This is a genomic window from Streptomyces lydicus, assembly GCF_000717345.1.
GTDB classification, from domain to species: Bacteria; Actinomycetota; Actinomycetes; order Streptomycetales; family Streptomycetaceae; genus Streptomyces; species Streptomyces lydicus.
In genome coordinates, this window is record NZ_JNZA01000012.1 from 323,445 (window position 1) to 345,411 (window position 21,967).

23 protein-coding genes and 2 pseudogenes are annotated in these 21,967 nt (G+C 70.2%); 13 read left to right on the forward strand and 12 right to left on the reverse strand.

From position 1 onward, the window contains the following. Positions 1–2: 2 nt before the first annotated feature. Positions 3–752: a TioE family transcriptional regulator gene (locus OO62_RS14010; protein WP_033267657.1), complete on the reverse strand. Its 750-nt coding sequence runs from the start codon at positions 750–752 to the stop codon at positions 3–5. 58 nt (positions 753–810) lie between these two features. On the opposite strand from OO62_RS14010, the gene OO62_RS14015 reads away from it, so the two are divergent. The 5 genes and pseudogenes from OO62_RS14015 to OO62_RS14035 all read left to right on the forward strand — a co-directional run bounded on the left by OO62_RS14015 (position 811) and on the right by OO62_RS14035 (position 4,154). Then, positions 811–2,016, forward strand: coding sequence for an erythromycin esterase family protein (locus tag OO62_RS14015; protein ID WP_033267658.1), 1,206 nt, complete (start codon positions 811–813; stop codon positions 2,014–2,016). 97 nt (positions 2,017–2,113) lie between these two features. Next, positions 2,114–2,545 carry an ASCH domain-containing protein gene (locus tag OO62_RS14020; protein ID WP_033267659.1) on the forward strand — a complete coding sequence of 144 codons (432 nt, stop codon included), beginning with the start codon at positions 2,114–2,116 and terminating at the stop codon, positions 2,543–2,545. Between the two features lie 121 nt (positions 2,546–2,666). After that, complete coding sequence (locus OO62_RS14025; RefSeq protein WP_033267660.1) at positions 2,667–2,894, forward strand: hypervirulence associated TUDOR domain-containing protein; 228 nt, start codon at positions 2,667–2,669, stop codon at positions 2,892–2,894. Further along, positions 2,891–3,428 (forward strand): annotated as a pseudogene (locus OO62_RS36460) (HAD domain-containing protein). Before OO62_RS14025 ends, OO62_RS36460 begins: the two are co-directional and overlap by 4 nt. A 246-nt stretch (positions 3,429–3,674) precedes the next feature. Beyond that, a complete protein-coding gene (locus OO62_RS14035; RefSeq protein WP_033267661.1) occupies positions 3,675–4,154 on the forward strand; it encodes a GNAT family N-acetyltransferase in 480 nt (159 codons plus the stop codon). Between the two features lie 44 nt (positions 4,155–4,198). On the opposite strand, the pseudogene OO62_RS37870 reads toward OO62_RS14035, so the two are convergent. The 6 genes and pseudogenes from OO62_RS37870 to OO62_RS14060 form a co-directional block, all read right to left on the reverse strand. Then, positions 4,199–4,408 (reverse strand): annotated as a pseudogene (locus OO62_RS37870) (ATP-binding protein); the annotation flags it as partial. A gap of 8 nt (positions 4,409–4,416) precedes the next feature. Then, positions 4,417–6,360 carry a YhgE/Pip family protein gene (locus OO62_RS14040; RefSeq protein WP_033267662.1) on the reverse strand — a complete coding sequence of 648 codons (1,944 nt, stop codon included), beginning with the start codon at positions 6,358–6,360 and terminating at the stop codon, positions 4,417–4,419. After that, positions 6,357–6,986: an ATP-binding cassette domain-containing protein gene (locus OO62_RS14045; RefSeq protein WP_051733143.1), complete on the reverse strand. Its 630-nt coding sequence runs from the start codon at positions 6,984–6,986 to the stop codon at positions 6,357–6,359. The genes OO62_RS14040 and OO62_RS14045 overlap by 4 nt, the downstream gene beginning before the upstream one ends. A 163-nt stretch (positions 6,987–7,149) precedes the next feature. Then, the gene (locus OO62_RS14050; RefSeq protein WP_033267664.1) at positions 7,150–8,073 is read right to left on the reverse strand and encodes an RNA polymerase sigma-70 factor; all 924 of its coding nucleotides are present in this window, start codon (positions 8,071–8,073) and stop codon (positions 7,150–7,152) included. Positions 8,074–8,243: 170 nt separating this feature from the next. Beyond that, complete coding sequence (locus tag OO62_RS14055; RefSeq protein WP_033267665.1) at positions 8,244–8,717, reverse strand: carboxymuconolactone decarboxylase family protein; 474 nt, start codon at positions 8,715–8,717, stop codon at positions 8,244–8,246. A gap of 101 nt (positions 8,718–8,818) precedes the next feature. Beyond that, complete coding sequence (locus OO62_RS14060; protein WP_033267666.1) at positions 8,819–9,775, reverse strand: LysR family transcriptional regulator; 957 nt, start codon at positions 9,773–9,775, stop codon at positions 8,819–8,821. Between the two features lie 153 nt (positions 9,776–9,928). On the opposite strand from OO62_RS14060, the gene OO62_RS14065 reads away from it, so the two are divergent. After that, positions 9,929–10,849, forward strand: coding sequence for a zinc-binding dehydrogenase (locus tag OO62_RS14065; protein ID WP_033267667.1), 921 nt, complete (start codon positions 9,929–9,931; stop codon positions 10,847–10,849). Between the two features lie 50 nt (positions 10,850–10,899). Further along, positions 10,900–11,337 carry a nuclear transport factor 2 family protein gene (locus tag OO62_RS14070; RefSeq protein ID WP_033267668.1) on the forward strand — a complete coding sequence of 146 codons (438 nt, stop codon included), beginning with the start codon at positions 10,900–10,902 and terminating at the stop codon, positions 11,335–11,337. A gap of 104 nt (positions 11,338–11,441) precedes the next feature. On the opposite strand, the gene OO62_RS37875 is transcribed toward OO62_RS14070, so the two are convergent. Both OO62_RS37875 and OO62_RS14075 read right to left on the reverse strand, forming a co-directional pair. Continuing rightward, positions 11,442–11,582 (reverse strand): hypothetical protein, encoded by a 141-nt coding sequence (locus OO62_RS37875; RefSeq protein WP_248782287.1) that lies wholly within the window; start codon positions 11,580–11,582, stop codon positions 11,442–11,444. Positions 11,583–11,891: 309 nt separating this feature from the next. Continuing rightward, positions 11,892–12,467, reverse strand: a complete 576-nt coding sequence (locus OO62_RS14075) for a helix-turn-helix domain-containing protein (protein ID WP_051733146.1) — start codon at positions 12,465–12,467, stop codon at positions 11,892–11,894. Between the two features lie 334 nt (positions 12,468–12,801). Between OO62_RS14075 and OO62_RS14080 the strand changes: the two genes are divergently transcribed. Together OO62_RS14080 and OO62_RS14085 are read left to right on the forward strand one after the other, a co-directional pair. Next, a complete protein-coding gene (locus OO62_RS14080; protein WP_033267669.1) occupies positions 12,802–13,929 on the forward strand; it encodes an aminotransferase in 1,128 nt (375 codons plus the stop codon). 292 nt (positions 13,930–14,221) lie between these two features. Further along, positions 14,222–15,358 (forward strand): serine hydrolase domain-containing protein, encoded by a 1,137-nt coding sequence (locus tag OO62_RS14085; protein ID WP_248782288.1) that lies wholly within the window; start codon positions 14,222–14,224, stop codon positions 15,356–15,358. 209 nt (positions 15,359–15,567) lie between these two features. On the opposite strand, the gene OO62_RS14090 is transcribed toward OO62_RS14085, so the two are convergent. Next, positions 15,568–16,053 (reverse strand): carboxymuconolactone decarboxylase family protein, encoded by a 486-nt coding sequence (locus tag OO62_RS14090; RefSeq protein ID WP_033267671.1) that lies wholly within the window; start codon positions 16,051–16,053, stop codon positions 15,568–15,570. A 230-nt stretch (positions 16,054–16,283) separates the two neighbouring features. Between OO62_RS14090 and OO62_RS14095 the strand changes: the two genes are divergently transcribed. After that, positions 16,284–17,210 carry an RNA polymerase sigma-70 factor gene (locus OO62_RS14095; protein WP_078617162.1) on the forward strand — a complete coding sequence of 309 codons (927 nt, stop codon included), beginning with the start codon at positions 16,284–16,286 and terminating at the stop codon, positions 17,208–17,210. 176 nt (positions 17,211–17,386) lie between these two features. Here the strand turns inward: OO62_RS14095 and OO62_RS14100 are convergent, their stop codons facing one another. Next, on the reverse strand, positions 17,387–18,475 hold the full coding sequence (locus OO62_RS14100; protein WP_211267954.1) for an alcohol dehydrogenase catalytic domain-containing protein: 1,089 nt from the start codon (positions 18,473–18,475) through the stop codon (positions 17,387–17,389). Positions 18,476–18,576: 101 nt separating this feature from the next. On the opposite strand from OO62_RS14100, the gene OO62_RS14105 reads away from it, so the two are divergent. The 3 genes from OO62_RS14105 (at position 18,577) to OO62_RS14115 (ending at position 20,496) form a co-directional block, all read left to right on the forward strand. Then, positions 18,577–19,470, forward strand: a complete 894-nt coding sequence (locus OO62_RS14105; RefSeq protein WP_033267673.1) for a LysR family transcriptional regulator — start codon at positions 18,577–18,579, stop codon at positions 19,468–19,470. Positions 19,471–19,907: 437 nt separating this feature from the next. Then, the gene (locus tag OO62_RS14110) at positions 19,908–20,120 is read left to right on the forward strand and encodes a helix-turn-helix transcriptional regulator (RefSeq protein ID WP_033267674.1); all 213 of its coding nucleotides are present in this window, start codon (positions 19,908–19,910) and stop codon (positions 20,118–20,120) included. Continuing rightward, a complete protein-coding gene (locus OO62_RS14115) occupies positions 20,110–20,496 on the forward strand; it encodes a hypothetical protein (RefSeq protein ID WP_248782289.1) in 387 nt (128 codons plus the stop codon). The genes OO62_RS14110 and OO62_RS14115 overlap by 11 nt, the downstream gene beginning before the upstream one ends. A 462-nt stretch (positions 20,497–20,958) precedes the next feature. On the opposite strand, the gene OO62_RS14120 is transcribed toward OO62_RS14115, so the two are convergent. Next, on the reverse strand, positions 20,959–21,900 hold the full coding sequence (locus OO62_RS14120) for an AraC family transcriptional regulator (protein WP_033267676.1): 942 nt from the start codon (positions 21,898–21,900) through the stop codon (positions 20,959–20,961). Between the last annotated feature and the right edge of the window lie 67 nt (positions 21,901–21,967).

The following is a 21,967-nucleotide window of genomic DNA, read 5'->3' on the forward strand; positions in this document are numbered from 1 at the left end:
TCTCATCCGCGGTCGCGGAGGTACGCCTCCAGTTGGGCGGCCCCGGTGAGCATCGCCCGGCCCCGGGTGGACAGCCGGCCGTGCCAGTCGCACAGTGCGGCCTCCAGTGGCTCCAGCCCGCCGGCTGCCCGCACCTGGGCGATCAGCGGGGCGATCTGCTCCAACAGGTAACCGCCCCGCCTGAGTTGGTGGGCCAGCCGGGCGTCCCGTACGTCCGCCTCGTCGTAGACGCGATAGCCGGTCAGCGGGTCGCGACGCGGCCGGACCAGACCGGCGCGCTCCCATTTGCGCAGCGTCGCGGGCCGGAGTCCGAGCTTCCCGGCCAACGGCCCGATGAACATGTCGCCGGGCCCGGACACCGCCGCCGGCCCGGACCCCACACCGGGCTCGGACGCCGTGCGGGGCTCCAGGTCACGGAGGGCGCTCTCCACGGCCTGGAGGGTCCGGCGGTCGTCGAGGAGCTGGGCGTGGCTCTCGTCGATGAGGCGGAACGCTTCCTCGGCTGCGCCCTCGTTCACCGCCCGCATGATCGACGTCGCCGTCCGGTGGCCGTGGCCGGGCACCAGGGCGAGGAACGCGCGCAGGGCCCCCGCATGCAGCGAGGTATAGGTGCGGTAGCCGTGGGGGGTGCGACCGGCGGCCGGAAGGATGCCGGCCTCCTCGTAATTCCTGATCGCCTGCGTGGACAGACCGTGCTCGCGCGCCAGATCAACCGGCCTGAGCCGCCCACCGCTTTGAGGGTTTCGTCCCATGAGCCCACCAATATCGCGCAGAACTTTCAACCGAGGGTTCAACGATACCGTTGAAGGCATGGCTACGGACATCAAGGAAACCACCCATGCCGTCGAAGCCGCCTCCGTCATGAAGCTGCTATCGGCCCGGCCGCGGCTGCTCGCCCTGGGCGAGCCCACCCACGGCGAGGACACGCTGCTCGACCTGCGTAACGACCTCTTCCGGCGGCTCGTCGAGCAGGAGGGCTACCGGACGATCGCGATCGAGAGCGACTGCATGAGGGGCCTGGTCGTCGACGACTACGTCACCTCGGGCACGGGCACCCTCGACGAGGTCATGGAGCACGGATTCAGCCACGGTTGGGGCAGCTCCGCGGCCAACCGCGAGCTCGTACGCTGGATGCGCGCCTACAACGACGGCCGGCCCGCCCCCGAACAGCTCCGCTTCGCCGGCTTCGACGGCAGCCCGCTGGAGATCACCGGCGCCGCGAGCCCCCGGCAGGCCCTCACCGCCCTCCATGGCTACCTCTCGGCCCGGGTGGACGCGGACCTGTTCCCCTGCACCGCGGAAACGCTCGACCGCCTGCTCGGCGACGACGACCGGTGGACCAACACCGCCGCGATGATGGATCCGACCCGGTCCGTCGGAAAGTCGGCCGAGGCCAACGAGCTGCGGCTGCTCGCCGACGACCTGGTGTCGTTGCTCGACGAGCAGACGCCGCACCTCATCAAGGAGACCTCGCGAGAGGACTGGAACCGCGCGCGCCTGTACGGGCGCACCGCCACCGGCCTGCTGCGTTACCACTCGTGGATGGCCGACACCGCACCGAGCCGCATGACGCGGCTGGTGGGCGTACGGGACCGGATGATGGCCGACAACCTCCTGGCCGTCGCCGAACGGGGCCCGGCCCTGGTCCATGCCCACAACGGCCACCTCCAGCGGGAGAAGAGCACGATGCGGATGGGCGGCCGGCCGCTGGAGTGGTGGAGCGCCGGCGCACTCGTGAGCGCCCACCTGGGCGAGGAGTATGCCTTCCTGGCCACGGCCCTCGGCACGATCCGGCACCAGGGAGTGGACACCCCGGCACCGGACAGTGTCGAAGGACTCCTGTACGCGCTCCCGGAAGACCGCTACGTCGTCGACGCCGCCCGACTGGCCACCGCCCTCGGCGATACGCGGCCCGCGCCCCGCGTATCCCCCTGGTTCGGCTACGCCCCGCTTGACCCGGCCCACCTGGCCGGATTCGACGGGCTCGTGTTCGTCAAGGACGTCCCGCAGAGCTAGTTCGTGCGGCGTGTGGTGAGAGTGCGGGTGCGGGGAGGGGGAGGGCAGCCGGGCGGTATCCCTTGATCAACGCGATTGGGCTTCGTACTCTCGCTCGATGGGACATGACGACCTTCCGGCTCTTGAACTCGCCTTCCCCGGCCCGGAACGTGACCGTGGTGTGGCGGCGATCCTGACTGGTGAGAAGACCGCACTCACGGGCCTCCTGGAGATCTTCGAGCACGCCGGAGAGGCCGTACCGCAGACCGGTCAGCGATTCTCGGTGCTTGATTCCGAGGGCCGTCCGGCCGTCACGATCGAGCTCGTCGACGTACGGGTCGTCCCCATGAAGGAGATCGACGACGACTTCGCGCGAGCCGAGGGACGCGGCTACTCCGACGCGGCACAGTGGCGGGCCGCCCACAAAGAGTTCTTCCAGAGCGAGGGCGTGAGCGAATTCCTGGGTCGCACCGCCGAAGTTGACGATGGCACCCTGGTCGTTGCCGAACGCTTCCGAGTGGTCGAGCTCGACGACCCGGGTAGTCCGTGATCCCATCGAGTCGATGAGGTCCGCAGGTCCCTTTTTGCGGGCCCCGGTGAATCGCACGAACCTGAAGACATGACCCGATCTGATCCCCGCGTGCATCCGCATACAGGAAAAGGAGAGTGCCATGTCGAAGAAGCGCAATCTCGGAAAGGGCGACGAGGTGTCGTGGGAAAGCCACGGCCACAAGGTGACGGGGAAGGTCAAGAAGGAGATCACCGATCGTGTTCGAGCGGCCGGACGGACCGTCGACGCCTCGCAGGATGAACCGCAGTACGAGGTGGAGAGCGACAAGACCGGCCGTACCGCCGTCCACAAACCGAGTGCTCTGCGGAAGAAGAAGAGGAACTCCTGACGGACGCTTCAGCAGGGGGCCGATCCGTTCGGCCATTGCTCTTCCTCGATGTCGACGGGCCGCTGATTCCCTTCGGAGGTCCGGGGCCGAGTTACTCCGTCGGACCGGAGGGCGCGCCCGTGGAGGCGAACCCACTGCTGGCACGGGTCGATCCCGCCGTGGGACGGCGGCTGGCCGCGCTCGGCTACGAGTTGGTCTGGGCGACGACGTGGGGGGGAGGAGGCGAACGAGTGCATCGCGCCCCGGATCGGGCTGCCACCGCTCCGTGTGATCCCTTGGCCGGAGCCGTCGGAGGTGGAGGAGCGCGATGTCCTGGCCGGGCGACATTGGAAGACGCGGCCGATCGTTGCGTGGGCGGCCGGGCGGGCGTTCGCTTGGGTCGATGACGAGATCACGCGCGCGGATCGCGCGTGGGTTGCCGCCCATCATCAGGGGCCGGCGCTGCTGCACCAGATCAACCCGCGCGTCGGCCTGACCGCCGACGACTTGGACGTTCTCGCGGCGTGGACCGAGGCCCTCGGCGACACGGCGTGACATGGCGCAGTGCGCTCGCAGGCCGCGACCAAGATCCTCCGTCAGGGTCTCGAAGCATGGCTGCGCGATCTCAAGGCCGCCGCCTGGCTCTGCTCACTTGCAGCGACAGCGTTTGTTGATGAGTTTGGGCAGCGATGCTGATCAACTGGCTCACGTTTTGGTCATGCGAAATAACGGCGTTGGCGGCATCGGCGCGTCGTCTAATTGCGTAGCGTGGCGTGTGGTCTGCCGGGCACCATGTGCAGCATGATCCGGATCAGAGCCGCGGCCAAGGACGACGGTCCGCGGCTCGTAGAACTCCACGGCCTCGTTCATGGCCTGCACGCCCAGCAACGACCTGACGTCTTCGTCGCTGAGCCGCAGCAGACGCGGCTCGAAGCGTTCTTCGACGACGCCTTCGACGACGCCTCTGCGCACGTCCTGGTCGCGGAGCTTTCGTCCGGAAGTTCGCTCGCCGGGTATGCCATGGCCCGAGTGGTGGAGCGCGAGGGAAGTCCGCAGGTCCAAAGTCATTCGGCCGTGATGCTGCAGCAACTGGCCGTGGATCCCGACGCCTCACGTGGTGGGGTCGGAACTGCACTCCTTGAGGCAGTGCGCGAGATCGGCCGTGAGGCCGGCTGCCGACGACTGATCACAAACGTATGGTGCTTCAACACACCAGCCCGGTCTTTCTATGAGGCATCCGGGCTGGTGCCGATGACGCAGCAGCTTGAGCAGAAGCTGTGAGAGCCCCCTGTCCGCTGGGCTCAGGCAGAGACCCCCTGTAGTCGTCAGCCCGTGATGGCCGACGCTTCGGTCCGAGCCCGGGTGCTGGCGAGGCGGTAGGACTCGGTGCCGGTCTCGATGATCGTGCCGTTGAAGGTCAGGCGGTCGACAATGGCCGCGCAGAGACGGGGATCGGTGAACGTCTTCGTCCACCCGCCGAACGACTCGTTGGAGGCGATGGCGACGCTGTTCTTCTCCTCCCGCTCTGTCAGAACCTACGCCCTTACAGGGAGACGTCGGGATGGAGGCGTCCGACCGTCCACATCCGCTGGCGCCGGACGGCGAGGGCGGTCACGGCGAGGAAGCCGGCGGTGAAGGCGAGAAGGACGGCGAAATCTCGCAGGAGGTTTCCGGTGAGCCCGCCCGAGACGGTGACGCGTAGCCCGTCGACGAGGTACGTCATCGGGAGCATCGGGTTCAGCACCTGGAAGAAGGCCGGCTCGGTGGGCAGCGGATAGAGGCCGCCCGAGGCGGTGAGCTGCAGGATGAGCAGGACCAGCGACAGGACGTCGCCGGGAACCCCGAACACGGTGCGCAGACAGTGGTCGACGGCCACGAACGCCGCCGCCCCGGTGACCAGGAGCGCGAGCATCCAGACGCCGTGGACAGGGTCGAGCCCGAGGGCCAGGTCGACGACGCCGTAGAGCACCAGTGCCCCCACCGCCCCGAGCAGTGCGGCCGGCAGCCATCCCGCGACGGCGGTGGTGAAGGCGCCGACCCGGCCGGCCAGGGCACGGGTGTTGAGGGGGCGCAGCAGCAGGTAGGCGAAGAGGCCGAACACCCACAGGGCGATGCCGAAGAAGAACGGTGCGAGCCCTCGTCCGTACACCCCGGCCGGGTGCAGGTTGGCCCGGTCGATGTGTACGGGCGTGCCCAGCACCTCGGCGGCGTGCGCGACCTGGTCGGGGCTGGTGCGGGGGATCTTGTGCAGTCCGTCGTCCACGGTGCGGGAGACCTCCGCGGCGCCGCTGTGGGCCTGCTCGGCGGCGGCATGCAGGGCGCCGGAGCCGCTCTCCAGGGTGCCGAGCCCCTCGACGAGGCCGTGCGCGCCGTCGGCCGCACTGTGGGATCCGGTGTCGACGAGACGGAGCGGGGTGTGCAGAGCCAGCACGTCGCGTCCGAGTGAGCCGACGTCTTCCTGGAGGCGTTCGGCTTCGTGGAGGGATCGGCGGGCGTTGTTCTCCGCGGCGGCGGCCCGTCCGTCGAGGGCGGTGGCGGTCGAGTCCAGGCTGCGGGCGTGGCTCAGGGTCCTTCGGTAGACCGGGTCGTTGCGCAGTTCGGGGTGGGAGTCGGCGAGATCGGTGAGGTCGGCCACCGCCCGCGAGGTGCCCTTGCGGGTGGCGCTGGTAGCGGTGTGCACGGCGTCCAGGCCGTCGGTGGTCAGCCGGGCGGTGCTCACCAAGGCGGCGGCGGCCCCGGGCAGCCGATCCGCGGCGGCCTGGTCCAGACGGCCCGTGAGGTCGTCGATCTGTCCGGTCGCCCGGGCGATCTGCTGTGCCCCGGCGGCGACGCCGGTGGCCCCGTCGCGCAGGGTCGAGGTCGCGGAGGCGATCGTGGAAGTGCCCTGCTGGGCCACTCGGGTGGCCCCCACCAGCCGGTGTGCGCCCTCGGAGGCGGTGGTCAGCTTGTCGCGTACGTCCGACAGCTCGCCGTAGACGCTGCGCACGTAGGCGGCGTGGGTGGCCGAGTTGATCTGGTCCTGCAGCTTGGTCTGTACGACCTCGGTCATGATGCCGGCGATGTAGTTGTTGGCATCGTTGAGTTGGATCCGGATGCCGGCCTGCTTCGGGCGGGTGTCGGCGCCGGTGGCGAGCTTGCGGCTGAAGTCGGACGGGATGTCGATGGTGAAGAAGTAGCGGCCGTGCTCCAGCCCGTCGCGCGCCTCGTCCTGGCCGACGAAGTGCCAGTCGAAGGTCCCGGACGCCTTGAGCTGCTTCACCAGCTGATCACCGGCGTCCACCCGGCGGCCCTGCTTCGCATGCGCCAGGTGGTCCTGGTTGACGACGGCAACCGGCATGCGGTCGGTCTTCCCGTACGGGTCCCAGTTCGCCCAGAGGTACATGGCGCCGTACAGCAACGGCACCAGGCAGAGCAATAAGGGGACCAGGCGGCGCATCGGGCCGCGGAAGCGCCGGAGTTCCAGCAGTGCCAGCTTGACGGCCTTCATGCGTCGGCGTCCTCTCGGGCAACGGCCGTCCGGGCCGGGAGGCGGTCCCGGCTGCGCTGCGGAAGTGACAGCGCGACGAGGCCGGGGGTGGGCGGCGGCGTGCGGACGCAGCCGGCCAGCACGGTGGGGCCGCTGTCGCGGACCCGGTCCAGTGCCTGCCACACGCTGTCGAGCGCGTCGGGCGGCAGGCCGTCGTCCACGTCGTCGATGACGAGGGCGCCGGGGTGCTCGGCGAGTGCCAGTGCGGTCGCCAGCAGCAGTGCCTCGACCGGATCGAGGTCCTCGACCAGGTCCGTCCCGCGGGGGGCGGTGCCCACGGCCTCGCATGCCTCGCGGATACGACGCTCGGTCACTCCTGCCGCGGTGAGACGGCGTTCGGCCATCACTTCCTTCACCCGCAGTCGCCCTTCGAGAGCGACCGCGGGCGCCGCCCGGGCGACGGCGACCGCCGCGCGCACCCGTCGGCCTTCGGCGGGCAGGACGTGCCCGCCGACGCGGACGGCCCCGCCGGACAGCCGCATCCGTCCGGCGAGCGCGAGCAGCAGGGAAGTACGCCCGGAACCTGCCGGCCCGTGGGCGGCCAGCAGCCCGCCGGCCGGCACGTCCAGGTCCACCCCTTCGAACACCGGCCCTCTCGGACCATGCACACTCGCCCCGCGGGCGACCACGTCAACTCCAGGCCCTGTCATGCAGCAAGTCCTAGCCCGGAGCGGCCAACCCACCCCTGTGGCACGGCAGTTGTGACGATGTTCACGTGGCGCAGGCCAACTCGGCGGGGCGCCCCCGGGGTCAGTTCCTCTGCCGGCGGGCCAGCTTCACCTCGCGGTCGACGGCCCAGGCGTCGGCGACCGGCCCGAGGTGGCCGAGCTTGTCGGGATTGAGCACCGTGCGGATGGACCGGATCTGCCCGTCGAGCACCTCAAGGGCCAGGGTGTGCAGGACCTTGCCGTCCCGGTCGCGGAAGATTGCCCCGGGCTGGCCGTTGACCTCGTGCTGTTCGAACGTCACGTCGATCCGGAGCAGCCAGGGGAAGACCGTGCCCAGCAGCCGGGCCACGTTCTCCGCACCCATGACGGCCTTGGCCAGCTGCGGGGCCTTGCCGCCGCCGTCCCCGACCAACTCCACGTTGGCGGCCAGCAGCTGCTGCAGCCCGCCCACATCGCCGTCCTTCAGCGCGTCGAAGAACCGCGTCGCCAGCACCTGCCGCTCCTGACCGTCCGCCGTGAACCGCGGCCGCCCGGCCTCCATGTGCCGCCGCGCCCGCACCAGGAGCTGCCGGCATGCCGCCTCCGAACGCCCCACCGCCGCGGCGACCTCGTCGAACCCGAAGCCGAACACCTCCCGCAGCAGGAAGACCGCCCGCTCCAGGGGGCTGAGCCGCTCCAGCAGCAGCAGCGCCGCCATCGACACCGAGTCGGCCAGTTCCACCGACCGCGCCGGATCCTGATACGGATCGCTCAGCAGCGGCTCGGGGAACCACGGGCCCACGTACTCCTCCCGCCGCGCCCGCGCGGAGCGCAGCACGTCGATCGAGATTCGTGTCACCGCGGCCGACAGAAAGGCCCTGGTCGACGTGGGCCGGGTCGCCGAGCCGTCGAAGCGCAGCCACGTCTCCTGCACCGCGTCCTCGGCCTCGCTCACGCTGCCCAGAATGCGGTAGGCGATCGAAAACAGCAGCGGCCGCAGCTCCTCGAAGTCCTCGACCTTGCTCACGCCGGATTCCCTCCCCTTGGAGTCTGCATTCCCACCCGGCCGTACGCGCCGCGCGGGCATCTGCTGGTGATCATCCGGACCACCGGCAGGCCGGATCAGCGCCGCCGAGGCCGGGGCCCGGAGCCCGCAGCCGGACCCCGAGCCAGTGGCTGATGCCGTTCAGTGGACGTTCAGTGGAACTGCCCGGGCGTGTAGTCGCCGGCCGGCTGCTGGGCGATGATGTTCAGCCGGTTCACCGTGTTCATGAAGGAAACCAGGATCACCAGGGCGGTGAGCTGCTCCTCGTCGTAGTGCTTGGCGGCGCCCTCCCACACCTTGTCGCTGACCCCGCCGGCCGCATCCGCGACCCTGGTCCCCTCCTCAGCCAGCTCCAGCGCGGCACGCTCGGCCTCGGTGAAGACCGTGGCCTCCCGCCACGCCGCAACCAGGTTCAGCCGCACTGCGGTCTCGCCGGCCGCGGCGGCATCCTTGGTGTGCATGTCGATGCAGGAGGCGCAGCCGTTGATCTGACTCACGCGAAGCGCCACCAGCTCCTGCGTCGCGGCGGGCAGGGACGAGTCCTTGAGCGTCTTGCCCGCAGACATGAAGTACTTGAAGGCCTTGCCGGCGGTGGGACTGGCGAAGTAGTTCAGTCGCGCGTCCATGGTGTGCTCCTCTGCGGTTGTCACTGGCTACACCCCTTGGACGAAGTAGCCCATCACCCTGTGACATGGACGAATGTGACCCGCGTCTCCCACCCCAGGACCTAGGGCATGCGACTAGCGAGCTTGGCGTGGTCGGTGTCCGGGAGCCAGTCTCGCTGAGGGGCGTAGTCCAGCCAGCGCCGGGAGCGGCCGGTTTCGGTGAAGCCGCGCAGCAGCGTGTCGAGTTGCGGGTGGCGGGCGGACTCGCGCCAGGCCAGCGACCAGGCGTACAGCGGGGTCGGCTCGACGAGCGGGATCGCGCGCAGGCCCGCATGGTCGGGGAGCGGGGCGTCGGCGGGGAAGAGAGTGAAGCACCCGGCGTCGTCGCGGAGGTGTTGCACGAGGTGGTCCAGGCCCAGGTTGGGGCCGTCCTGCCGCCGGGTGAGCGCGAAGTGGTCGGCGAAGCGGCGGAGGAAGTCCAGGCGGGTCAGTTCGGCCGGACACCACAGGGTGCTGTCGCGCAGCTCGGCCGGGCGCAACGCGTCCGCGCCCGCCAGCGGATGGGACGGGCCGACCAGCGCGTCGACGGGCTCCAGCCGCACCAGCCGCTGGGTGAGGCCCGCGTCGCGGCCGTCGGGCAGGGGGTGCACCCGGCCGAGGCCCAGGTCCGTGTCACCGCGCAGCAGCGCCTGCGCGACCGAGGGCCAGTCGCGTCCCGGGCCGGGCTCCAGCCGCACCGGCCCGAGCGCCTGCGCGGCCTGGGCGACGGTGCGCATCGGCGCGTAGAGGTGTCCCCAGGTGTCGATCCGTACGGCCGAACCGGCACCGCTCACCGCCGCGACCGCGCGCTCACCCGCCGCCAGCGCCTCACGCGCGGCCGGCAGGAACCGTTCGCCCGCCTCGGACAGCCGGATGCCGCCCTCGCGCTCGAACAGCCGGACGGCCAGCAGGGTCTCCAGTCGCGCGATGCGCTTGGACAGCGCCTGCTGACTGGTGTTCAGCTCTTCGGCCGCCCGCCCGAAATGCAGCGTCCCGGCGGTCGTGAGGAAGGCGCGGACCAGGGCGAGGTCAAGATCCATGCCGCTGACCTTATGCGACAACCGCACGTTGTCGGCCGGACGGCTTGGTTGTTGGCCGAGCCGTACCGCCCCGCGGTCAGATGGTCATCGACGCCGCACCAGGCGTCACGCCCCGAGGGGACGGCCCGGAGGCCGCCGAGGAGGAAGACCACGATGAAGGCTCTGATACCGACCGGAGATCCCGCCGAACCAGTGGTGTTCGCCGACGTCCCGGAGCCGACCCCGCGCCCCCATGAGGCGCTGGTGAAGGTCGAGGCGTTCTCGGTCAACCGGGGCGAGACCTTCAAGCTGGAGAAGCCCGGCCCCGGCGAGCGCCCCGGCAAGGATGTCGCGGGGCTGGTGGTGCAGCCGGCCGCCGACGGAAGCGGACCGTCCGGGATCACCCGGGTCGTGGGCCACCCCATGGCGGGCGGCTGGGCTGAGTACGTAGCGGTGCCGACCGACGCGCTCGCGGCACTGCCGGACGCCGTCTCGGTGGTCCAGGGGGCGGCGCTGCCGCTGGCCGGGCTCACCGCCTTGCGGCTGCTGCGCGCCGCGGGGCCCGTGCCGGGCCGGCGGGTTCTGCTGACCGGTGCGTCCGGCGGGGTGGGCCACTACGTGACCGAGCTCGCCGCCGCGGCGGGCGCGCAGGTCACCGCCGTGACCCGGGACGCCGAACGCGGCGCCCGGCTGGCCGGACTCGGCGCTGCCGAAATCGTCCACGACGTCGCCGACGCCCGCGGGCCCTACGACGTCGTACTGGAGTCGACCGGCGGGCGGGCCCTCCCACTCGCCCTGGCGCGGCTCGCCCGGCGCGGGACGCTCATCTGGTTCGGCCAGGCCAGCCGCACGCCGGTCACGCTCGACTTCTTCGATTTCTTCAGCGGCCCCGAGTCGGCCGTCATCCGCCACTTCCACTACCTCGACGCGGATTCCCGTCTCGATGACGACCTGGCGGCGTTGGTCCGGCTCACCGACGAGGGCCGTCTGCACCCGGAGATCGGCCGCGTCACGGACTGGGCCGACACCGCGACCACCCTCACCGACCTGCGCGACCGCCGCATCCGCGGCAAGGCCGTCCTCACCCTGTCCTGAACCCCGTTCCCCAACCGCGAACTTCGCAGAGCAACCCAAGGAGCATGACCATGAGCAGCATCACCGACCCCCGGTCCGTCGTCATCCGTTACGTGGAGGCCGTGCGCGACGGCGACGCCGATGTCATCCACGACAGCTTCGCCACGGACGCGGCCTGGCACTACCCGGGCAGCCTGCCGGTCTCCAAGGTGTGGCACGGCCGCGACGCGATCATCAACGACTTCCTCGGCGGCATGGGGCCCGCCTTCGTCCCCGGCAGCCTGGAAATAGCTCTGGTCAGCACCCTCGCCGAGGGCGACCGCGTCGTCGCGGAATGGACCTCCAAGGCCACGACCACGCAGGGCAGCCGCTACGACAACCGCTGCCTCGGCATCTTCACCGTCCACGACGGCAAGATCACCTCCGTCATCGAATACGCCGACACCCACCACGTCGCGGCCACCCTCTTCCCGGACCACGACAGCCCCCGGCCCGTCGACGCGGCGTGATCCGCACTCAGGCCAGGTGATCGGGGACGGGAGACCGACATCCGCCGTGGCGGTCCCCTCCAAGTCCTTCGCCTGCCCCCGCTCGTTCGTTCCTCGCGTTCCTGTCAGTCGTGGTCGGGATGGAGCTTGCGGTTGGTGCCGGATCGGCCGATGTCAAGGTCCAGGAACGAGGTCAGGGGGGTGCCGCTGTTCCAGAAGCCGAGCAGATTGACGAGGCGGCTGTCGTCCGGCAGTTGGCCGGTCACCTCCGCGCCCAGGTCGGCGGCACCTCCGACGCGCCGGACGTCGCCCGGTGGATCTGGTCGATCACGCTGGTCAGGTTCTTCCCCCAAGTCTCGTCATGTCCGCGTGGCCGCCCGGCGCGTCGCCTGCCGCGCCCTGGCTGCCCGCCCCTGACGAACCTTCAAAAGGTACTGGCTCCGCGAGACGCTCGTGGCCCTCATCGAGCCCTGGCGTCGTACCTGCCGGGGGAGTTGTGGCCCCGGGTGCTGCCCCACTGCCATCCGTCGGCGTCAGGCATGCCCGTCCGCTCCATGAGTTGGCGGAGCCTCAGGTCAGGCGCCGGTGACGACCCGTACGAAGACGACCGGTTCGGCATCCTCGTTGAGGTAGGCGTACTCCTGGTCGCTGGCGATGACAGCACTCTGGCCCGGTACCAACACCTGGGGCCCGGCCTGCAGTGCCAACGTGAGGCGCCCGGAGAGGACGTGGTGGATCTCCTGTGCGCCGGGCCGGTCGGGCTCTGCGTCGTAGCGCCCGCCGGGTGCCAGGGTCCAGCGCCACAACTCGGCCCGCGGTTCGTGTGTCGCGCCCAGCAGGAGCGCCTGGCTGCCGTCCGGGGCCTGCCACGCGACCGTCCCCTCCACCTCCGCGCCCGTCGCGTCGCCCTCGGGCAGGGCCAGGGCGGCGAAGTCGGTGTTCAGGGCCCGTGCGACACGGTCGACGGTGGCGAGGCTCGGGTTGGCCTGACCCAGTTCGATCTGGGTGAGCATCCGGCGGCTGACCTCGCTGGCTTCGGCCAGCTGTTGCACGCTCCAACCGCGCTGCTTGCGCAGGGCGCGGATACGCCCGCCGATGCGGGTGACGAACTGCTGGGTGGCACTGCTGCCTGCGGCGACCTCACTGCTCATGGTGAGCAATATAGTGCACAAAAGAGTTGCCAGGTCGCCGAGTGGGCAATATATTGCTCAACGCGTGGGTGTCGGACGTCATCCTCTGCCCGCTGGTGCTGCCCGGCGCGGGGCTCTGTGCGGTCAAGATCTCGCCACGTGCTGGACCTCCGGCACCTGGCCGCAGGCGTGCTCGTCACCTCCATCCCGACCGACGTCCCCGCACCCGCGCGTTCCCGCCCGCGGCGGCGCCGGGCACGGCCGCGTACGTGGGTCGCCTTGGCCGCCCGCCATCCCGACCACCAGACCACCAGACCAGACCACGAGACGACGAGAAGACGAAGGGACTGCCCTGGTGAAGATCCACGAATTCGCAGTCGAGCAATGGATGAACGAACACGAGGAGACCTGTCGGTTCAACCTGGCCGAGACCTGCGTCCGGTCCCTCACCACCGGTGAGCTGCTGGACCTGTCCGGCCGGCGTGCGGAAGTGCTGGCCGAGCTGGACGCCACCCCGCTCACCTACGGGCCGATCCCGGGCAGCTCCCGCCTGCGCGCTCTGGTCGCGGACCTGTACTCGACCCAGGGCCCGGACAACGTCCTGATCACCCACGGGGCGATCGGTGCGAACGCACTCGTGCACTGCACCCTCGTCGATCCGGGGGACCACGTCGTGGCCGTGGTCCCCACCTACCAGCAGCACTACTCCATCCCGGCCAGCTTCGGCGCCCGCGTCGACCACCTGCAGCTGCGTGAGGAGAACGGGTGGCTGCCAGATCTGGACGAGCTCGACCGCCTGGTCACCTCAGACACCAAGCTCGTCGCCGTCAACAACCCGAACAACCCCACCGGCGCACTCATCGATGAGGCCGGCTTGGCCCGCATAGCCAAGATCGCCGACCGGGTCGGGGCCTGGGTGCTGTGCGACGAGGTCTACCGGGGTGTGGACCAGGCCGGTGACGGGTTCACCACCTCGATCGCCGACCTGTATGCGCGCGGCATCTCCACCGGCAGCATGTCCAAGCCGTTCTCCCTGGCCGGGCTGCGCCTGGGCTGGATCGTCGGTCCCACCGCACTGCTGCAGGCCGTCGCGACACACCGCGACTACACCACGATCAGCGTCGGGCGCGTCGACGACCTCCTGGCCTGCGTCGCACTGGAGAACAAAGACGCCATCCTGGCCCGCTCCCACCAGATCACCCGCACCAACCTGGCCGTCCTCGACGCGTGGGTCAACAGCCGCGACGACATCAGCTACGTGAAGCCGGCCTCGGGCACCACCGCCCTGTTGCGCTACGACGCCCCGATCGGCTCCTACGAGTTCTGCACCCGCGTGCTGCGGCAGACCGGCGTTCTGTTCACCCCAGGCGCCGCGTTCGACATCGAGCACACCCTGCGCATCGGATTCGCCGACGACACCCAAACCCTGCGCACCGGCCTGCGTCTGACGGGGCAGTTCCTCGATCAGTTGGACACGGTGTGATCGCCAACGCACTTGCGGCCAAGGCCGCTTGGATGTGAACCAGCGCCGTGGGGCGGGAACTCCTTTGCCGGTTCCCGCCCCGCGGCGCGCGCGGACAACAAGCAGCTCGGCGTGTCCTGCGGGCGGCAAGGCGTATCGGGGGTGTCTGGGAGACTGCTCAGGGTGATCCCTGATGGCTCCAGATGTCAGGCCAGGCAGAGTTATCGACGGTTCACCGTTTCCCGGCGATGTCGCCACGATCCTTGGGAGCAGCCTGATGCGCCACCGCCCTGCTGCCGTCCGTCGCCTGACCGTGGCCGGCCTCGTCCTCGCCGCGATCACGGCAGGTGCGTGCGTTCCCGCCGCGATGGCGTCTGCTGAAACTCCGCAGCGGGCGGCTGTCGCCGCCTCGTTCGATCCTGCGCCGATGCGGGAGCTGCTCACGCGTCTGCCGGATCGGGTCGTCGCCGGTGCACTGGTCAGGGTGGCGGGGGACGGTCGCGCGATGCCATGGACCGGAACAGCGGGGGAGGGCTCTCGTGACGCTCACTTCCGCATCGGCAGCGTGACGAAGATCTTCACCAGCACGGTCGTGCTGCAGCTGGCTGCCGAGCGTCGCATCGACATCGATGCGCCTGTCCGGCGCTATCTGCCCGCCCTCATCCCGGCTGCGTACGGCACTGTCACCGTGGGCGAACTCCTGGACCACACCAGCGGTCTGCCGGCCCCGGCCGGCATACCCGGACCCGCTGACGGGCCCGGTTGGTGGCGCAAGAGCGTGTCGCCCCAGGACGTGGTGCGCAATGCTTTCGCAGCCGCCAAGAGCGACGGGGTCGGGCAGTCGCCCAAGCCGGAAAGGGTCCAGCAGTACAACGGCGTCAACACCTTCGTCGCCGGCCTGCTGGTCGAGAAGGTCACGGGCCGAACCTTCAAGGACGAACTCACCCGCCGCATCATCCGGCCGCTGGGGCTGCGGAACACCAGCCTGCCTTCGTCGGACGACATGTCCGTCCCCACCCCGCACGCTCGCGTATACATAGGTGGGGACGAGGTGACCGAGCAGAGCCCGTGGGCATGGGCCGAGGGCGGAATGATCTCCACCGCCGCTGATCTGGACCGGTTCATGACCGCGCTGTTCCGTGGTCGACTCCTGCCACCCGCACAGCAGAAGCTCGCGTTCACCGTGCCCGACGTCGCCAGCGCGCCGACCAACACGAACTGCATCAACAAGACGAGCTGCTTCAGCGCCGGCGGCCTGATGCGGGTCACACTCGACGACGGCGTCACCGTGTGGGGCAAAACCGGCTCCCTGCCCGGGTGGACCAACGGCGTCTTCGCCACCCGCAACCTGAAACGCCGGGTGGCCTACTCCCTCAACCCCACCGGCGCCGCCTCCGAACGGCCCTACGTCATGGCAGTCCTCAACTCCGCCTTTGCGAGGGCCCATTGAAAGGCTCTGCCACGCGGGAGTTGTCCGCGCGCAGGTACTCCGGCCGCGAATGCCCAATGGTGCGCGCGTTGGATGCGGCCCAAGGCGGGAAGGGCGGTCTGCGAGCCTGCGCTGTACCTATCCCCTCTCGACGCAACTGCGTGCGGGCATTGGGAAGGCCCGGCCCCGGATCGAACGATCCTGGGCCGGGCCGGATATCCCTCTGGCGATCAGCTCGACAGGTTGGCGAACATGCCGGGCTCGTAAGAGCCGCCCGGGTTGCGCACGATCACGCCGAGTCGGTTGGCCGCGTTGATCTGGGCGACCAGGGAGACCAGCGCGGCGATCTGCTCGTCGTCGTAGTGCTTGCGCACCTGCGCCCACGTCGCGTCGGAAACGCCCTGGTGGGCGTCAGCGAGTCGCGTTCCCTCCTCGGCGAGGGCCAGCGCGGCCCGCTCGGCCTCGGTGAACACGGTGGACTCGCGCCAGGCGGCGACCAAGTGGAGACGCACTGCCGTTTCACCGGCGGCCGTGGCGTCCTTGGTGTGGAGGTCGACGCAGAAACCGCAGCCGTTGATCTGGCTGGCGCGCAGCGACACCAGCTCCTGCGTGGACCTCGGCAGGGACGACTGCTGGATGACCAGGCTGGCGTTGCCGAATCGCTTGGCGAATTTGGCACCGATCTCATTGTCGACCAGGTTGAAACGTGACTCCATGACTTCGTCCTCACTCGTGGAATAGCCCGCCGCGTACGTCGTTCACGCGGCGTCTGACGAACACGAGATGCCGGTGCCTCGCATCCTGTGACACCCACGGCCATGTGGCGTACAGCACAAGATCGGGGTGTCACAAAGCGGCGAGGGCCGGCGTCTTGTGCGCGAGAGACGGCCGGGAGCGAGCGAATACGCAGGGGCGAGTGATGAGCGAGCGCAGGGAACGAACGGTGATGAGCGAGCACAGGGAACGATCAGCCGGCACAGCCGAACACCTTGCACATGGCGGCCGCATGGACTCCGCCACCGAGGGGTTCGTCGCCCACCGCAACCTGCTGTTCACCGTCGCCTACGAGATGCTCGGCTCGGCCGCCGACGCGGAGGACGTTCTGCAGGAAACCTGGCTGCGATGGGTGGGCGTCGATCTCGATGCGGTGCGGGATCAGCGCGCTTACCTGGTCCGGATCACCACGCGCCAGGCGCTGAGCCGACTGCGTACGCTCCGTCGCCGCAAGGAGTCCTACGTCGGCCCCTGGCTGCCCGAACCGCTGCTGACCGCGCCCGACGTGGCGGAGGACGTCGAGTTGGCCGACAGCATCTCGATGGCGATGCTCCTGGTGCTGGAGACGCTCAGGCCGACCGAGCGGGCGGTGTTCCTGCTGCGCGAGGTGTTCGACCTGGAGTATGACGAGATCGCGGAAGCCCTCGACAAGAGTGCGGCCGCGGTCCGCCAGATCGCCCACCGTGCGCGGGCGCACGTCGCGGCACGTCGTCCACGCGGAGCCGTATCCGCGGCCGAGACCTGCCACGCGCTCGAGGCATTCCAACAGGCGGTCGAGACAGGCGAGTTGCAACGCCTGCTCGACCTCCTCGCGCCGGACGTCGTGCTCCTGACCGACGGCGGGGGAGTCGTGCGGGCCGCGCTGGCACCGGTTGTGGGGGCGGGCACCGTGGCCTCGGTGCTGGGCAGGATCGCCGGCGCGGTGTCGTTGCAGCCGGCACACGTCAATGGCTGTCCGGCGCTGCTTCTCCGGCTCAACGGCGTGCTCGACACCGTCATGGCGGTACGTATCGACGACGGCCTCATCACCGGCCTCTACGCCGTCCGCAACCCCGAGAAGCTGTCGTACGTGGAGCAGGAGGCCACCCTGCGCCGCTGAGGCCCGGCGGCCAGGGCGTCATCCGCGGCCGACCCGGTGCAGACCAGACGCACGGGGAGGTGGCGGGCGGAATGACCTGGTGACCGAACTCCCGGATCGCATGCGGCACGTTGGGCTGCCTGCTTGTGCGGGCGGTGAGCCGTCCGGCTGCGGCGTGCAGAGTTCAGCGGTCCTGGTCAGCCGACGGTCGGGATGAGGACGGTGCGGTCGAACGGGCCGCCGTGCGCTGCGGCGTACGCGACGGCGTCGTTGACGGCGTCCAGGGGGAAAGACCGGACCCGTTCGGGGGCGAGGTCCAGCGCGCCGGAGGCAAGAAGCCGGACCATACCGACGTTCGCCCTGCGCGGGTACAGCCACTGCCCGCGCACGGTGATCGAGTTGCGCATGATCCACGGGTACGGGAGCGCGAGATCGTCGCCGCCGAGCATGCCGACGCCGCCCATGAGGACGACACGGCCGTACTCGCGCACCGTCATCGCTGCCGCGCGCGTCGCCGAGCTGGGCGCGCTCGGCGGGAGCAGATCGAGCACCATGTCGACCGGGCCGTCGGCCGCTTCGGCCATCGACGCGCGGTCGGCGGCCTCGTCCCCGGTCAGCCGGACCGGGCGCACGCGCGGGCCGAACCGGGCAGCGAGGAGATCGAGCGCGGCGCGGTTCCGCCCCGGTGCGACCACCCGTCCCGCCCCCAACGCGAGCGCGACCGCGACCGCGCTGCTGCCGAGGTTTCCGGTGGCCCCGCTGACGAGCAGCGTCTCGCCGGCCTCGAGCTCACCGGCCAGCAGTCCGCCGTAGGGGACGCCGTGCAGGCCGAGCGCGGCCCACCGGGCCGGGTCGTCCTCCGCCGCCGCAGGCAGCCGAAAGACGTTCTCCGTCGGAACCCGCATCAATTCGGAGAACGACCCGTCGTGCAGGTGTTGGGCGAGCCTGGCGCCGCCGTCGCCTCGGGAACTCCAGCCCTGCAACGTGATGTCGGGTGTCAGGGCGTCGTCCCGGGAGCGCACCGTCGCGTCGCACCACACCAGGTCGCCGCCGCGCAGCCGGGTGGCGTCCGGGCCGACGTGGACGACCCGGCCCACGCCGCCGAGACCGGGCACGACGGGCGGGACAAGGGGGTAGTGCCGCTCGCCGCTGAAGACCTCTGCCGCGTACGGGAGCACACAGGTGGCCAGTACCTCGACCAGCACCTCACCGCCTCCCGCCTCGGGGTCGGGCAGCTCTCGCACCGTGAGCGGGGCGCCGAATTCCGTCAGAACGGCTGCTCGCACGTGAGGACCTCCGTGTTCGTTCGTGGTGTCGAGAGAGACGCTAGGCACCCGGCTGACATGAGGGAAGCGACGATCTGGCATCCGTGATATGCGTACTGCGCATGGACATCTCCAGTGCGGGCCTGCGGGTCCTGCAGCAGATCGCAGAGTCCGGCAGCTTCACCGCGGCCGCCGCCCGGCTCGGCTACACGCAGTCGGCGGTCTCGCGCCAGGCCGCTTCCCTCGAACGGAACGCGGGCGCCACCCTGTTCGAACGTCGCCCCGACGGGGTGCGGCTCACCCCCGCGGGGCTGACCCTGCTGCGGCACGCCCGCACGATCCTTGATTCCGTCGCGGCGGCCGAGCGGGACCTCACCGGCACCGTCCAGCAGGCCGAACTGGTGCGGCTCGGGGCGTTCCTGAGCGCGGGCGCGGTGATTCTGCCCGCCGCGCTCAAACGGCTCGCGGTGGCCGACCCGCACATCACGGTCACGACCCGGGAGGGCACCACTCCCACCCTGATCCGGGCGCTGCGCGCGGGCTCGATCGACGTCGCCGTGCTGACATCCCGACCGCCCCACCGGCCGCCGGACGGCGAGTCGCCGCGCCTGCACGTCGAGACGGTCGAGGACACCGAACTGGTCGTGGCGGCGCCCTCCACCGGAGAGTTCGCCGGCCGCTCCGCGGTGCACGTCGACGAGTTGGTCGACGCCGCGTGGATCGCCACCCCGTCGTCGAGCACCGAGCCGCTGCTCGGCGTGTGGCCGGGTCTGCCCGGACGCCCGCGCATCGTCCACTCCGCGCGCGACTGGCTGACGAAGCTGCACTTGGTCGCCGGCGGTTTCGGTGTGACGACACTGCCGTCCCGGCTGTCGCAGGTCCTGCCGCCAGGGGTGAGCCTGCTGCGCGTCGAGGGCGCGCCTCCCGAGATCCGCCGGGTTCTCGTGGCGCGCCTCCCCGGCCGCCCCCACCCGGCGATCACGGCCGTCACCCGAGCGATCGCTTCGACCGCCTGACTCGTCACCGTTCCAGTCGCCCGTCGGTGGGTCCCGCCACACGTTCCGCAGCATGACCAGGCCCACGGTCCGGGGCCCCTCGACGCCGCCCGGCAAGCCTCTGGGAGCCTTACTGCCCGCGCGATTCGCGGAGGAAGCCGTCGGGGTGAGGCCGGTGCCGTCGCTCGCCCCGCTGACCGACGACCTTGACGCTGCCCGTCGCAGCGAAGGTCTCGGCCCTGCCCGGTCCAACGGGCAGGACTGCCTTCTGCCTTCTGACTTTTGTCGTCTGACTTCCCACTTCTGACTTCCGCCCTGCCGCGCCGCCGACAGGCGCGGCCGCTGGCCGAGCACTACGGCGACCTGGTCCGCCTCGCCCTGACGGGAAGTCAGGCCCGCGGGCCCTTCCTGGAAAGCGAACTTGACAGTCGCTGAAGGGTGACAAGTAAGCTTTACACATGCGGAACAGTGTCAGGGAGCTGCGGTCGTCACGAGGGCTCTCCCAGGGCCAGCTAGGCACAGCCCTCGGGGTCTCGCGGCAAACGATCAACGCCATCGAGACCGAGCGGTACACGCCTTCCCTGCCGCTCGCCTTGTCCATGGCCAAGTTCTTCGAGGTCAGCGTTGAGGAGATGTTTTATGCCAATGAGGGCCCAGCAGATGACCAGTAACACAGCCAGGCGGTCCGTCCCCGGCTTCTTCCTCGCCATCGGAGTCGCCTGCCTCGTGGCCGCGACTTTCGGTGGTCATCTCGCTATCGGCCTGGTGACGTTCGGGATCCTGGCGGCCTGCAGTCTTGCGTTGGTGCTGCTGGGACGCCGGAGTGAGACCTATCAGGGCCTCACGGAGAAGGCTCCCGACGAGCGCTTCGCCCGGATCGGAGGGTGGGCCTGGGCCGGCACGGGCATCGTGCTCACCGTGGGGAATCTCAGCGCCTTCATCGGTGAACTGGCATCCGGAAGAAGCGGCGATCCGTACTTCTGGTTCGTGGCCACCGCCGCCATCACCTACATCGCGCTCGTCGCCTTCTTGTCTCGGCGCACCTGAGAAGCCATCACCTCGAACTGCTCGCCGCCGTACGGGAGACCAGGCAACACCATCAACCTGTTCACCGGAGGCCGGTGCCGGCCACACCGACGTGGTCACGGTCTTCGGCACGGGGAAGCGACTCCACGCTTGTACTGCAGGGCTCGATTCGGCAAGCCAGTACGGGTGTCACGGCGGATCGCCGCGTACAGCTCCCCTTGGACTTGGACGACATTGACGCCCCTCACCGCGAATTGCGTATGACCGACACAAACCGCGGCTGCCACCAGGCAGGTGATCCGGCGACAGCCCGCTGCCGGTCACAGATGGAGGAAGGAAAACCCTACGGACAGCCGCCCGCACGGGAGATCACCGACGTCGAGGCGCTGCGTGACTTGGCGCCTCCGATGCGGCAGAAGATCGAGCCGTGTCTGTGTTGGACGTCCCCGTCGGCCCCGGGGAGAAGACCTGCTCGCGCCCGAATCAGTGCGTCTGCCGGCGCCAGAGCGAGGGGCTGACGCCCCGAATGCGCTTGAACGCCACACTGAAGGCGAAGGGGTCCTCGTACCCGACTTCGCGGGCGACGGCGGCGACGGTCGTCCCGTCGTCCCGGAGCAGGTCCGCCGCCACGGTCATCCGCCAGCCCGTGAGGTACGTGAGCGGGGGTTCGCCGACCAGTCCGGTGAAGCGGGCGGCGAACGCTGCTCGGGACATGCCGACCCGGGTGGCGAGCTCGGCGACCGTCCACCGACGGGCGGGATCCTCGTGCAGCAGGTGCAGCGCCTCGCCGATCGCCGGATCGGCCAGCGCCTGGTACCAGGCGGGTGTCGTCTCCGCGTCGGCACACCAGGCACGCAACGCCAGTACGAGCAAGAGGTCCAGCAACCGGCCCAGCACGGCGTCCTGACCGGGCTCCTCACGGGTGGCCTCGGTGGCGAGCAGGTCCAGTGCCGCCCGGGTCGCCGGCCCGGCGGGCACGACCGCCAGTTGCGGCAGCATGCCGAGCAGCCGGTCGCCGACGTCGCCGCGGAGGTCGTACGCGCCGCGGAGCATGACCGTGGCCCCGGGCAACCCGTCGCCGTAGGTGCGGGGAGCCACCTTCCGCTGCGTGGCCGGCGCTTCCACGGACCCGTCGACGACGCTTTTCCGTCGCCCGTGGATCACGACCTGAGGCGGGGTGGAAGGGTCGTCGGCGATCGTGTACCGGCCGGGGCCGGTGATGAGCGCGATGTCGCCCGCGACGAGACGTACCGGTGTGGTGCCCGCGTCGTCGATCCGCACCGACGCGTGGCCGGCGAGCGTGGTCACGAGCGTGAGCGGTGGCGGATCGGTGAAGCTCAGCGACCACGGAGGACGCTGGATCAGTTGCCGGACCAACGCGTTCCTGGCCCGAGCGCGGTGCAGCAGATCGCTGAGGACGTCCACGCTCCCACGCTAGACGATCACAAAGGAGGCGACGACGTTCTCCCATGGATCGTCCACGCACCTCTGG